The following is a 13,979-nucleotide window of genomic DNA, read 5'->3' as shown; positions in this document are numbered from 1 at the left end:
CCGGTGGCGGAGGTGGGCACGGAGATGGTGGTGCCGGTTCCGGTGGTGCCGTTGGTTCCGGTCCAGTTGAGGGTGCCAGTGGTGCAGCCGGTGATGGCAAGGGCGACGCCCGGGGTGTTCTGAAAAACCGGTTGGGTGGAAACGTTGGAAGTAAGCAGGAGTGCGGCCAGTGGAGAACCCTGAAACTCATACGCCCCAAGATCGATGGGGCCGTCGTTGAAAAACCGGGAATTGCCGGCCAGATCCGTGGTAACACCGTTGAGGGCCGTAGCGCTGTTCGTTCCGGCATCGATGGCGGGCGAGCAGGCCGTCAAGCTCAGGTCATCATTGGCCGCATCGGTGAATTTCGGATCCTGACCAACCCGGTTGTCGCCACCATCGGTAAAACCGGTCGTACCGGTTTCGATCAGGCTGTGGGCAACCGTGAGTGATAAATTTACACCCTCTTCAACCGCGTTAAAAAAAGCAGATGCCCCGCCGTTATCCCACAGGATGCAGTTGATCAGGCTGTGAATCGAACGAATCGTTGAAGTCCCTCCACCATCTGTATCAATGCCACCCTCATTGTAAATGACGTTACCTTGATTCTCGGTGGACGTATTCTGATAGAAGCTGCAATTGATCAGCGTCGAACGATTCAAAGCCGACCTGCCATCACTTGTTCGTCCAAAGAGATCATTAAAAATGGCTCCTCCGAGGTCGGCCTGGTTGCCGATAAAAATGCAATTGAGCATGGTCAATTGCAGATTGGCCTGCGTATTAGCGTCGTTTTCCACCGCTCCACCCCGGCTTCCTTCGTTGCGGATGAAGCGGCAATTGGTAAAGACCGGCTCCAGCAAACCGTTTTGACTGTTGTTGTCGACGGCAGTCCCTTCCGTGTTCCCGATGAAACTGCAATTGGTTATTCTGGGACGGCTAACCGACAAATTCGTGGTTTCATCCGCATCGGAAGCGGATTCCGTCCTTAGCGCATAAAAGGTATTCTGGGTAAAACTACAATTCGTCAGGATGGGGTTGGAAGTTCCGCCATCGTCAACATAAGTCCTGAATGCGCCCCGGTTTTGAGAAAAACTACAATTGGTCAGAATGGGGCTCGTGGTTCCTCCGTCATTGGCGAAACTATAGACACCGCTTGAATTCTGAATAAACCGGCAGTCTGTCAGGATGGGGCTACTGACTCCCCCTTCTCTTCCATTGTTATACATAGCACCACCATCGTACGCGAAGTTCTGGATAAACGTACACTGGTTCAATGTCGGGTTACTCTGGTTGCCCGTACCACTGCCGTCATTGACGATGCCTCCTCCTGATCGATTGCCGTCCAGGTTATTGGCATAGCCTCCTGTAAGGGTGATGCCATCGAGCCGGGTCTGGGCGCTGGCATTTTTAAACTGCACGACATGGTAGCTGTTGCCATCATCCAGCGTAGAGTTATTGTCGATGTCACCCGATAAGGTAGTACTGGATGGATTCGTCGTGCGGGCATCGGTTCCGGCGGTATACCCCCCGTACACCTGCACGCCCGAAGCAATGGAAAACGATTGCGTTCGGTCGGTCGTGGCCGTTGGTTTGTAGAGTCCAGCCCCCACCAACACGGTGGTACTGGCAGGGGATTGGGACAGCACGGCTTGTAATTGGGATGCGGGATAGGCATTGGTCCAACTATCGCCGTCTTGCGTACCGTTGCCGGTTGGGGTTACGTACTTGATCTGAGCGGAAGCCGTCAGAACACCGAGAAGCAGCAGAGTACAGGTGACGAACAGACCAATCGGTCCAGGGAAGGGTAGATTTGTTTTCATAAGTGAACCGAGCGGTTTGGGTGCGGGTCGGAAAAGTCCCAAACGTAGTCTTCGATTCACAAACTGACTATCGCAATTTTCCCAATTCCTATAACAATCTTCCCACGGATCAAAAAATGGACATCAATCCCCAAAAACCAACCTCATGGGGTTAAAATTGGGCTAGTTGCGTAGCGCCTTTGCTATCCCAATTTGACCTTTGCCTGATACTCCCTCGGGGTCACCTGGTAGTGTTGCCGAAACATCTTGGTGAAATGCGCCGGGGAATCAAAGCCCACCAGATAGGCCGTCTCCGATACCGCTTTTCCCTCCTTCAACAACTGAACCGACCGCTTCAGCCGGTGTACCCGTATAAAGTCACCGGGCGTCACCCCGGTCACTGCTTTCATCTTCCGGTACAGGCTCATCCGGCTCAGGTTCGTGTACTTTTCGATGTCTTCGACCCGAAAAGCTGCGTTATCCAGATTGGTTTCAATGAGCTGGGTGATGCCGGCCAGCAACGGATCGACGGGTGCTGGCGCCGGAATCGGTTGCGGGAGTTCGGGGTGCGTCAACCCGGCCTGTAGTTGCTCCCGCAGCCGACGCTGGTTCTCCAGCAGATTCCGCACCTGCAACTGTAACTCCTGTACGTGGAACGGTTTGGTCAGGTACGCATCCGCTCCCCGCGTCAACCCTTCGATTCGATCTTCATAGGCGACCTTTGCCGTCAGCAGCACCACCGGAATGTGGCTGGTCCGAAGGTCACTTTTCAGGTGGTCACACAGCGTGTAACCATCCATCACCGGCATCATCACATCACTGATGATGACATCCGGCATCCGTTCGAAGGCCAGATTCAACCCGTCCTGTCCGTTGCGGGCCTGATCCACTTCATACCCGGCTGGCAGGCTCTCGGTGATAAACTGCGCCAGTTCGGCATTGTCTTCCACGACCAAAACCCGAACCCGCTCGTCCTGCCCGTTTTCATTGGAAGGGATTGCCGGTTCCTCATCGGTCAATCGGCCCTTTTCGGTTGGTTGAGCCATTCGAACCGGCAACCAGACCCGGAAGAGCGTGCCCAATCCTTCCCGGCTCTCCACCGTGATCTGCCCCTGCTGGCTTTCCACCAGTTCTTTGACCAACGATAGCCCAATGCCCGTCCCCGATGGTCGGTTTGGCAGATTCCCCGGTCCCGGTTCTGCCTGATAATACCGGTTGAAAATCAATGGGATGCTGACGGGGGGGATGCCAATACCTGTATCACTCACCGCAAGCTCGACCCCTTCCTGCTTTTCTTGCAGGGGGCGAATATGAACCCGCACCTGACCGCCTTCCGGCGTAAACTTCAGGGCATTTGACACCAGGTTATAGACGATCGGTTCGAGCTTGTCAGAATCGAACCAATAATGGGACCGCAACGCATTTTCGAAGATCAGATCGATGCCCAGTGCTGACGCCTGTTCCCGAAACGGCAACAGCCATTGATCCACACACTGGCCTATGTCACCCAGCGACTCGTTGACGGTCATGAGGTGGGCTTCCAGCTTGGAGAAGTCCATCAACTGGTTGATCAGTCGCAGCAAATGACGCGCCTGGGTCTCCATGATCGAGACCCGGCGCTGGATTCCGGGTTCGAGTGACTGTTGCAGCAGCTGTTCGGCGGGCGACAGAATTAGTGTCAGGGGCGTTCTGAACTCGTGGGTGATGTTGGCAAAAAACCGGGTTTTCATCGCATCCAGCTCCCGGAGCTTGGCGGCTTCGTGTTCCTTCAGCGCCATCGATTGCTGCATCTTGAGCCGGTTGACGTAATTCTGAAACAGGCCGTAGGCAATCCCGGCCACAGCGATAATGTAGAAAGCGTACGCCCACCAGGTGGCCCACCACGGCGGGTGAACGACAATTTGCAGGGTTCGGATCCTGGAACTCCAGATGCCGGATAAATTGGTTGCATTCAGGCGCAGGGTGTATGTGCCGGGCCTTAAATCCGTAAAAACCGCTTCGGGTCGACGGCTTTCTACCCAGGCGGGGTCCAGGCCCACCAGTTGATAGCGGTACCGGTTTTTGTCGTGTTTGTTAAACTGCAAAACCGCAAACCCGATGGTCAGGAAGTTCTGGTGGTAGGGTAAGCTTAGCGCGTGAAGGGCCTGAACGGGTAACTCGCCCAGGGGAGAATCCGGGCCCGGAACAACCGGTTTGTTGTTGATGGAAAGGGTGGTGATCTCGGTTGCGGGCTGAAACGAATCCGGGCGGATTTGGCCCGGATAGAAAGCCGTGATGCCCTCCAGCCCCCCCATCAGGATGCGGTCATTGGGAAGGTGCAAAAAATGGTACCGGTTGAACTCATCGGCCAGAATACCGTCTTCGGTCGTGTAGGTCTGAATAGCCAGCGTTTGGCGTTGAACTTGGCAAATCCCTTTGTTCGTCCCCATCCAGACCTGCCCTTTTTGATCGGGAATGACCGAATAAATGACGTTGTTGGGCAGGCCGTCGGCCACCGACAGCCGTTGGCTCAGTCCGGTTTTTTTGTTGAAAAGACAAGCTCCGCTGCCGAAGGTTCCGATCCAGAGCAGATCCGGCTTGTCGGGGTCGGTGGCCAGGCACAACAGATTATCGCTGCTCAGGGAGTTGGGGTTGTCAGGATCGTTTTTATAGCCGGTTAGTCGACCGGTTTTGCGGTCGACCCGAACCAGTCCTTCGCTCGGTGTCGCCAGCCAGAATGCCTGATCGTCGACGGTGAACATCAGGGTAATCTTCCGGATGGCATATGGAAAACGCGTCCACCGGCTTTGTGATTCGTCATACCGATACGCCGTGGAATCCAGGAACGCCCACACCCGGCCCTGGCGGTCGGTGGTCAGCGGGCAGGGTCGTTCGCCGATGGCAATGTTTTTGAAGCGGACCGGAAAAGGGATTTTTTCGGATGTTCGGGCTTTGAGATCAACCCGGTAGAGGTCAGAACTTCCAACATTGTACCAGAGCCGCCCCTGTCCATCGAAGGTGTGGCGGAAGTTATAGTTGGACAGAGACGGGTCGAGCGGGGGGATCTGATCGGGTGGCAAAGTAAGCCATCCGTTGTTCAGCAGATCCTTCACAAAACCGGTTTGGTAGGTTGCCGTTTGAAACGGACTGAGCCGTAAATCATACTTCTGAATGCCGTTGCCCGCAGTTCCGAGCCAGAGCACATCCGATTGGTCGATAAAGATGCTGCGGTAATTAATAGGGCCATTCTCGCTCCCGGAGCGGAGCAAGCGGGGGCCTTCGGCATCGGTAAAGCAAAATAACTTATTGTCGCGGGCAAAGTAAATTGTTCCCTTCTGATCGGCAGCGAAGTAGGTATTGAACAGCTCATTTTCCAAAGGCGGAATCGGATAGCTGCGGGCCTGGTGCGTAGCGGTCTCGAAAACCGTAATATGGTGGTGGAAGGCAACGACGAGGTCGCCATTAGGCCGCAGGTACAACCCGTTTAAATACGCTTCAGGCATCCAACTGGCTTTACCGGGCTGGTAGACATGCCGGCGAAAAGACTGTGAACGGTGGTCAAAATAATCAATTGCCTTGCTGGTAAAAATCCAAAGATTATCCTCCGGCGTCGACTGCACGAAGCCGATGACATCGGAAGAAAGGGAGTTAGACTGGTTGGGCTGGTGTCGAAACAAGGTAGCTTTTTGCGTACGCAGATTGAATGAAACCAAACCGGTATTGGAACGGACGACCCACAGCCGCTCGCCCCGGCGGTCGAAACAGAAGTCGCCGATCCCGCTTTTTCCAAACCATTTTACAAAAGCCGGTTGCTGCGAAAAGTTGGTAAACTGTTCGGTAACCGGATCAAATACGTCGAGATCGTTCCGTTCTGAGGCAATCCAGATCTTCCCGGTGGGATCCACTTTCAGTTTGGTAATCCCGGCAAATGAAAGGGAAGGGCGCCGGTTTGGATCGGGCTGAAACACCTTGAACTGACTGCCATCGTAGCGCGCCAGGCCGTCGCGGGTTGCCATCCAGATAAACCCCTTTTGGTCCTGCACAATGGATGGCACAAACGCCTGGGGCAACCCTTGCCGGTCGGTGATGAACTCGGGCGCGGGCAGTTTTTCGGGTTGGGCAAGTAAGAAAGAACAGGGATTGAGAAGCCATCCCCACACCAACCACCTTAACAGGACCAAGTGACTGTCAATCTGCTTCATTCACGCCTTCGAATTACCCTCAGCACGAAGTAAGGATACTTTTTCAATATGTTACTATTCTTAGCATACTTTTTACTGAACGTATTTCCCAGGACGGCCGCCCTGGGAAATACAGATACTGTGGTCTACGGTCAACTTGTGTCGGTGCTGTAATTTTAAGCGTCGGTACTTCCTATCGAGTGGGCAAGGTCAGACAACGGAGCATCAACCCGATTAAGGTTTTCGGCGTAATTTCTTATGATTGGTAATTAATTGACCGCGACAAAGCGGGAAACCGCAGCGGTTTGCTGCGTGGCCAGCGTCAATTCCTGCGTGGTGGTCTCGACGCCATTGGAAATGGCAACCTGATAAACACCGTCGGGCAGGGCACTGACATCCAAACTCAGCCGGGCCGCTTGCTGGCGTTTGCCAAACTGCTGAACGAAGAACTCCTTGCCCGCTGGGTTGGTCAGCCGAACCACCACATTCCCACCGGTTTCTTTCTTCACCGCAATTTGAAGTTTTCCTTCGACATTGGTATACAGGCTGCTTTGGAAAGCGGTGGCTTTTTTGGGTTGGCGAGCGGGCTGGTTGGGGTCAGCCACGGCAGCGGAAAAGGATACGGTGGTCAGGGTAAAGGCAACGAGCAGGGATTTGATAAGCGTTTTCATGGCGTATGACGGTTGATTTTTGTTTCTGTTTGAATGAATCAAAGGTCGGTATCACCGGCAGAAAAGACTGTCACAAATGAGTCGATAGCTGCTACTTTTGGGAAAAGCGGGCGGGATGCCGGGCAGTTGCCTGTACGCAGCAGGAAATGTGGGGGTATGGAATGTTACAATTACCGGTTACCTTCGTACTTTCCGGTTGGCACGATCAAATACGCAGCCTGGTGATCCATCCGGCCCTGGTTTGTGCTAAAAAGATCATTACCTATGAAACCCGTACTCTTCTTCCTCTTTTTTAGTATCCCCTTTTTGCGCGTTGCGCGGGCACAAACAACCCCGGGGAGCGCTACTTTTTCCAACCCTCTGCCGATCCAATTCGGAGACCCTTACATTTTGTATACCCAGGGTACCTATTATATGTACGGCACGGGTGGTGGAGCGGAGAAGGGGTTTGCCGCTTATTCATCGAACGATATGGTTTCCTGGAAAGCCGAGGGGCAGGTGTATTTTCATACGAACAGGAATGGCTGGAGTGATCCCAAAGCCAGTTGGGGCGGGGCGTACTGGGCTCCAGAGGTCTACGCGGTAAACGGGAAATTTTACCTGTTTTACAGTGCACAATGGAAAGAAAACCCCACGCGTGAAGTGGAAAATTTCCGGATTGGCGTGGCCGTTGCCGACAAGCCTACCGGGCCTTTCATCGATCTGACCAACCAGCCCATTTTTGACCCGGGCTATCCCATCATCGATGCCAACGTGTTTTTTGATCCGAACGGCAAGGCCTATCTCTATTATTCGCGTTGCTGCTATAAGCATCCGGTCGAGAGCGAAGTGGCCGATTTCGCCCGAAAAAAGGGGTGGTATAAGGAGATTGAAGAAAGCTGGGTGTATGGAGTCGAACTCAAAGCGGATTTTTCCGGTGTCGTTGGCGAACCGGTTTTGTTGCTGCGCCCCCCGGTGCAGCTCAACGACAAACAGGCCGAATGGGAAAGTCGCTCGGTTACGGCCCGCGAAGTAAACCGTCGCTGGACGGAAGGCTCTGTTACCTTTAAAAAAGACAATACGTATTACATGATGTATTCGGCCAACCATTTCGGCGGTCAGTTTTATGCCATTGGTTATGCCACATCCAACTCCCCCCTGGGTCCCTTTAAAAAAGCAGACAACAATCCGGTATTGCAGAAAAATACCGACCGGGGAGGAGAGGTGACGGGCACCGGGCACAACAGCATTGCCTACTCGCCGGACGGCCGGGAAATGTTTTGCGTTTACCACGCCAGAACGGCCAAAACCGGGGGTGAGCGCGTGGTTTGTATCGACCGCATGGAGGTGAGAAACGGAAAAATAACCATCTCCGGACCAACCACGACGCCCCAGAAACGTCCTTCCGGCGTAGCAAAGGCATTAAAAGAGTAAACGCATTTGTCTTTTTATGGGAGGGCGGCCCCGACACAAAACCGGCGAAGCGTAGACGCCGATTGAGCTTATCCTTCTTTAGAAGAACGCCGAAGCGACTTGAAAACGGCCACAAGGCCGGCCAGCACCAATCCGACTACCAAACCAACCCCAAATTCTTTCAGGGTGGCCGGAAGGTTGGGAAATAAGGTGTGCAGGAAGTGGATGTTATGCACAAATATTCCGCCCGCAACCAGCAGAAGAGCCAACGTCCCTACCACGCTTAAAATCCGGACGATAATTGGTAGCGCGCCAACCAGCACATGGCCTAGTTTGGAAAGGAAACCCGTATGGTTCGACCGTTTAATCAACCTGTAGCCGGCGTCATCCATCCGGACAATGAGCGCTACCAGGCCATAGACGCCGACCGTCGCCAGCAGGGCCACCACGGATACCGTTAAAATCTGGATCATGGAAGGTTGGCCGGCAACCGACCCCAGCGCAATGATGACAATTTCTACGGAAAGGATAAAATCCGTCGTTATGGCGGATTTCACTTTGACTTTTTCCTGGTCGACAGGAGGAGTGGCTTGCTGGTCATCCGGGGTCGCCTGGTGTTGGGGTGCCTTTTTTTTGCCAAAGTAGTCGATTATTTTTTCGCCCCCTTCGTAGGCCAGGTAACAACCGCCCAGCAGCAGGACAAAGGTGATGGCGACCGGAAAGAAGGCATTCAGCAACAGGGCAATCGGAACAATAATGAGTTTATTGATGAATGAGCCTTTCGTAATGGACCAGAGGATGGGCAATTCTCTGTCGGCCAGGAATCCCGTCGCTTTTTCCGCGTTTACCGCCAGATCGTCGCCCAATATCCCGGCGGTTTTCCGGGTGGCTATTTTTGTTGCTAAAGCAACATCATCCATTAAGGCAGCAATATCATCTAAAATTGCAAAAAAACCAGAGGCCATTTGTAGAGTGGATTACACGAAAATTTTTTATGGCTGAAAGATAGAGATAGATTGCCTCTAAAGCACCGCCTGCATCCATTATCTGATTGTTTGGGATAAAACCTACGCCCATCCGGCGGTAACCTAGAGTTCGCCATGGAGATTGGTTGGTGGATGAAGTCCCGGGAAATCGCCCCAACGGTTTACTGTAGAAAAGGCTGGTTTTCAGCGGGGAGGTCAGAATATATGAAATCATGTTTTTGCTGCCGGTTGTTTAACGACACCACTTCTATCCTGGACCTCAAAAACCGTTGCGTTGATGATCATGGTGATTACGCGGCCTGGCGCATTGAGGTAGTGTAATCTTCGAACGGGGCTTCAATAATCGCCAGCCGACTCGTGGTGATGGCCTCATCGCGGTCGGCAGCGGATTTGTACTTGATGGCGCCGATCATCTGACTATCGTCACCGTAATGCAGGTTGAAACAATGCTTGTCGATGTCCCAGCGGATGAAGTTGTCGGTGTGTGCAGCCGCCCGTTTGACCATTCGGATGCAGCGGTGGCAGGCGTCTTTACCAGCCATGAGTTCACTGTTCATCAGGGGTTGGTGGTTCTGGGTCATTAACCGCACCTGATAATAGCCTGGTTCTTTGGCGTCTTCGATGATAAAATACATAGGGGTAGTGTTTATTAAGTTAAGCTGCTTTGAGAATTTCTTTCCAGTTGGTTGTGGGCGCTTCCGATTTATATTGCTGCTTCGTGAGCCAGTCGGGTTCAGGTTCCTTAACCGGTATGCGGTCGGCGTAAAAAACCAGATCCCGCCCAAACTTGAGCCGCAGCCGGTCAAACGCTTTTTCCAATCGACTACGGCGGGGGTCGGGCGTCTCTACGAATAGTTTTAGCTGCTGACTCGTATCGGTGCTCAGGCCCGAGAGCATCACTCCGACTTTGTGGTAATCGTACCCAGGAGTATACAGGTGGCCCAGGACGCTGGCGGCACACCGGAATAGCACCTCGTTTTCGTTGGTGGCAAAAGGTAGGCTGAAGGTCAGACTATTGCAGTATTGGGGCTTGTGTTTGGCAAATCGATTGGTATTGATAAACACCGTCATCAGGGCGGCTTTGGAGTGCTGGTGCCGGAGCTTTTCACCGGCCTTGATGACATGCCGCTTCAGCGCCTTGGTCATCGTTTCAAGGTCGGTGACGACCCGGCCAAAGCTGGGAGCCACCATGATCGCCTTCTTGGGCTTGATTTCCAATTGCAGCGGTTTACAGACTTCACCTCGCAGCTCATAGGCCAGCCGCAGGCCCTGAACCGTCAGGTTCTTCTGAATCCATCCGTCGGGAAGCCCGATAAGCTGGAAGGCGTTTTCAACTCCAATGCTATTGAGCTTCTTTTCTCCGCTATAACCAATTCCCCACAGATCGCCGACTTTTATCTCCCTCAGCACATCATTTGTCTGATCAGTCTCACCAAGGGCAAATACCCCATCATATTCTTCCCTTCGTTTGGCGATATAGGTGGCTACTTTGGCCAGTGATTTGGTTTTAGCAATACCGATCGATACGTGTAGCCGCAGCCACCGAAAGATCGTATCCTTGACCTTCCGCGCCAGTTCGATCACCTCTTTAAGTTCAGCCTTGATCTCTCCGAATCCTTCGTCGATGCTATAGAGTTCGACGGCTGGAATAAAGCGACGCAGGATGTTCATGACCCGCGTGGAAAAATCGCCGTATAACTGATACTTGCTTGAAAAAACGATCAATTTACCCGAAGTAACCAGGTGCTTGATTTCGTGGAATACGGCCCCCATCGGTATGCCCATCGCCTTGGCGGCTACACTTCGGGAAATCACATTTCCATCGTTGTTGGAGAGTACCGCAACCGCTTTACCCCGCAGCGCCGGATTGACCGATACGTGACAACTGGGGTAGAAGTTGTTGACATCGACGTGTATTTTCCAGACCTCCTCGTTCATAATTCATCCTGAGTAGGCTGGTAGGGCGGGAAAAATACAAAGGTCACCACACCGAAGAATTGAAAGTCACCGTCTTCATGGCAGTAAATTGGCGGATAATCCGGGTGCGAAGCGTGCAGAACGGAAATATGATCCAGCAGTTGAATGCGCCGGATGCGGTATCCACCATCGGCCCAAGCCATGATCAGGGTACCCGATACCACCTTTCGGCTGGCATCGACAATCAGCCGGTCGCCCGCCCGGATGCGTTCACCCACCATGCTGTCCGTGGTCATTTCAACATAGTAAGTAGCATCCCGGTTGGTGACCACGAGTTCGTTAAGGTCACAGGCACGTTTGAAATCCTGGTTGGCGGGGGACGCAAATCCCGTCGTTGGTTGGAAGCCCAGAAATTGCTCGTCCCAGCCTCGGGAATCGAGCAAAATGATCTCATCAGGTATAAGTAGGTCATCGGCAATCATGTTTACAGAGTTGCTTATAATGCAACTATAACACAATTGCTACCATATTGTCAATTTATATCACATAAATATATTATAAACCTGAGATAACGGTATGATATGTACTAATTTTTAGCTATTTTGGGCTACATAATCACAGTTAACAGAATGTTGAATCACCCCGGTTTCGATGGAGCCGGGGTATTTTTTTGTATATCTTTTTGCTATATTGGTGACATGGACACCAAACCCCGGATGTGGCTTCGTCTCAAGATCGGATCGCCCAGCCACCTTCATGGCTTTAGCCTACTTTTCAAATACTAAGGTTGTGATACAACTCTGTTCGTAACAGGAAGTAATAGAGCTTACCAGCCTATAGTTCCTGTTATACTCTGTCTCAATTCTTTGTTTGACCTCCTTATGGCTAAACGCCACGTGCTTAATGGTAACAATCTCAGGTGTAACGTTCTGAGATTGGCCATGACTCTTGGTACAGGACTGAATCAAACCACTCGTAATGACCACGGCAACTATCAGTAGTTTCTTCATTGTAAGGCCCGTCGTGCCGGTGGCGCAGCATTTGAAGTCGATTATTTCATGCCTCTTGCGCGTTTCTGACTGTGCGGTTTGGCTACTTAAATGAACACAAAAAGGATATTGTAAAAGCGTTAAACCGCTGTTCAAGATTTGTTAAAGGGTGTTACAGTTAATGTATTTACATTTAACTAGTTGATTTACAGGTATATTGTTCTTGGGTTTCGCTGTCTTTGGTAATAAACATACGAATATAAACCCTATGAAAGACCGCCGATTAGACCTGAAAATTAGCAGCAAACAGACATCCGCATTCGTGCCCGAAGGTGAAGAACATAAGATTAGCGTATCTGACGCGGTACGGGATTTAGTTGCAACAAGGTAAGAAACTCTAAATTAGGTAAAGGAAAGTCTGAAGATGAGGAGAATTAAATCGTCAACAAAGAAAAACGCAATTAGCTAAATCGTTGATTGTTAGCTAATTGCGTTAGTTAATTGTGGGCCCACTTGGAATCGAACCAAGCACCTACTGATTATGAGTCAGTTGCTCTAACCGAATGAGCTATAGGCCCGCACCGGAAAACCGGGGCTTCGACCCTGGGGCAAAGCGTCTGCAAATATACAAAAATCGACTTCCGCTTCAAATCGTAACCACAAAAGTCGCCCGATTGGATGGTCTCGCTGGTGTCGTGCAACACTCTACTCCATTTTGGCGTATATTTGTCTGTAAACCGGTTCCATTCCAGTTGGCTTCCCAGAACAAAAAAAAGATCCTGAATGACCCGGTCTACGGGTTTATCACCATCCCGAACGAGTTGACATTCGATCTGGTCGAACATCCCTATTTTCAGCGGCTCCGGCGGATCAAGCAACTGGGGCTGTCGGAACTGGTGTATCCCGGCGCCTTGCATACCCGGTTTCACCACGCCCTGGGCGCCATGCACCTGATGGGGCAGGCCATCCAGACCCTGCGCGGCAAAGGCCACCGGATTTCGGAACCGGAATGCGATGCCGCCCAAATTGCCATTCTGCTGCACGACATCGGCCACGGGCCGTTTTCCCACGTCCTGGAATACACCATCCTGCAAGGCATTCCGCACGAGCGGCTGTCGCTGCTGCTGATGGAAGAACTAAACCGGCAATTCAACGGTGGCCTGTCGATCGCCATTCAGATGTTCGAGGGAACCTACTCCCGGCCATTTTTCCACCAACTGATTTCCAGTCAGTTGGACATGGATCGGATGGATTACCTCAACCGCGACTGTTTCTACACGGGTGTGGCCGAAGGCACCATCGGCGCAGATCGCATCATCAAAATGCTCGACCTTGTCGACGACCATCTGGTGGTGGAAGCCAAGGGAATTCTGAGCATCGAAAATTTTCTGAGTTCCCGGCGGCTGATGTACTGGCAGGTATATCTGCACAAAACATCGCTCTGCGCCGAGTCAATGCTGGTGCAGATTATCCGACGGGCGCGGTTTTTGCTGACACAAACCGGGTCGGGTCGCGATGGCGAAACGGCGGTTTTTACCACCCCCGCCCTGCACACGTTTCTGTCAAAACCGATCACGATGGAAGACTTTCAAGACAATCCGGACTATCTGAACGCGTTCACGCAACTGGACGATTACGACATCTGGACGTCGGTCAAATTCTGGAGCCGGCATCCCGACCGCGTTTTGTCTACGCTGTGCCGGATGCTGCTCGACCGGCGGCTGTTTAAAATCATTCTGTCGGATCAGCCCTTTGCGGGCGATCTGGTGCGTGAAATTGAGCAGCAATTGCTGGAAGCCGGGATTCAGCAAGACGAATTGTCCTATTTTCTGGTCGAAGGTGTTGCCACTAATTCAGCTTATTTACCGTCTATCGATAATATCAATATCAAGCTGAAAGATGATCGTATTATTGACATTGCCGATGCGTCCGATCTGCCCGGTATTAAAGCCCTGACCAATATGGTCAGGCGATACTACCTCTGCTGGGCGAAAAACCTGACCCGGCAACCGGTTCGGTTGGTATAGTTCAATTTGTTCTCTACCTTAGCGGCACAAATATCCGAGTCTTACATAGCCCCAACGAC

The 13,979-nt window shown here is 52.1% G+C and carries 9 protein-coding genes and 1 tRNA gene; 2 read left to right on the top strand and 8 right to left on the bottom strand.

Features of this window, described 5'->3' with window-relative positions:
* The 3 genes from F0P93_RS31610 to F0P93_RS26820 form a co-directional block, all read right to left on the bottom strand.
* Nucleotides 1-1,799: choice-of-anchor Q domain-containing protein (locus F0P93_RS31610; RefSeq protein ID WP_225309659.1), on the bottom strand; the 1,799-nt coding region annotated here is incomplete at its 3' end.
* Nucleotides 1,800-1,981: 182 nt separating this feature from the next.
* Nucleotides 1,982-5,959, bottom strand: coding sequence for a hybrid sensor histidine kinase/response regulator transcription factor (locus tag F0P93_RS26825; protein ID WP_150880817.1), 3,978 nt, complete (start codon nt 5,957-5,959; stop codon nt 1,982-1,984).
* Between the two features lie 248 nt (nt 5,960-6,207).
* Complete coding sequence (locus tag F0P93_RS26820; RefSeq protein WP_150880815.1) at nt 6,208-6,609, bottom strand: T9SS type A sorting domain-containing protein; 402 nt, start codon at nt 6,607-6,609, stop codon at nt 6,208-6,210.
* 264 nt (nt 6,610-6,873) lie between these two features.
* On the opposite strand from F0P93_RS26820, the gene F0P93_RS26815 reads away from it, so the two are divergent.
* A complete protein-coding gene (locus F0P93_RS26815) occupies nt 6,874-8,022 on the top strand; it encodes a glycoside hydrolase family 43 protein (RefSeq protein WP_150880814.1) in 1,149 nt (382 codons plus the stop codon).
* A 68-nt stretch (nt 8,023-8,090) separates the two neighbouring features.
* On the opposite strand, the gene F0P93_RS26810 is transcribed toward F0P93_RS26815, so the two are convergent.
* The 5 genes from F0P93_RS26810 to F0P93_RS26790 form a co-directional block, all read right to left on the bottom strand.
* Entirely contained in the window at nt 8,091-8,966 is an 876-nt protein-coding gene (locus F0P93_RS26810; RefSeq protein ID WP_150880812.1) for a DUF808 domain-containing protein, read from the bottom strand.
* 311 nt (nt 8,967-9,277) lie between these two features.
* A complete protein-coding gene (locus tag F0P93_RS26805) occupies nt 9,278-9,622 on the bottom strand; it encodes a DUF1508 domain-containing protein (RefSeq protein WP_150880810.1) in 345 nt (114 codons plus the stop codon).
* Between the two features lie 19 nt (nt 9,623-9,641).
* Nucleotides 9,642-10,925 carry a Y-family DNA polymerase gene (locus F0P93_RS26800; RefSeq protein WP_150880809.1) on the bottom strand — a complete coding sequence of 428 codons (1,284 nt, stop codon included), beginning with the start codon at nt 10,923-10,925 and terminating at the stop codon, nt 9,642-9,644.
* Nucleotides 10,922-11,347 (bottom strand): S24 family peptidase, encoded by a 426-nt coding sequence (locus tag F0P93_RS26795; RefSeq protein WP_191908928.1) that lies wholly within the window; start codon nt 11,345-11,347, stop codon nt 10,922-10,924. Before F0P93_RS26795 ends, F0P93_RS26800 begins: the two co-directional genes overlap by 4 nt.
* 1,050 nt (nt 11,348-12,397) lie before the next feature.
* Nucleotides 12,398-12,471: transfer RNA gene (locus tag F0P93_RS26790), tRNA-Ile, on the bottom strand.
* A gap of 174 nt (nt 12,472-12,645) precedes the next feature.
* On the opposite strand from F0P93_RS26790, the gene F0P93_RS26785 reads away from it, so the two are divergent.
* Nucleotides 12,646-13,920 carry an HD domain-containing protein gene (locus tag F0P93_RS26785; RefSeq protein WP_150880805.1) on the top strand — a complete coding sequence of 425 codons (1,275 nt, stop codon included), beginning with the start codon at nt 12,646-12,648 and terminating at the stop codon, nt 13,918-13,920.
* Nucleotides 13,921-13,979: the final 59 nt, after the last annotated feature.

Source organism: Larkinella humicola, from assembly GCF_008727875.1.
GTDB lineage: Bacteria > Bacteroidota > Bacteroidia > Cytophagales > Spirosomataceae > Larkinella > Larkinella humicola.
Note: the sequence above shows the minus strand (reverse complement) of the source record. Positions and strands in the feature narration are given on the sequence as shown.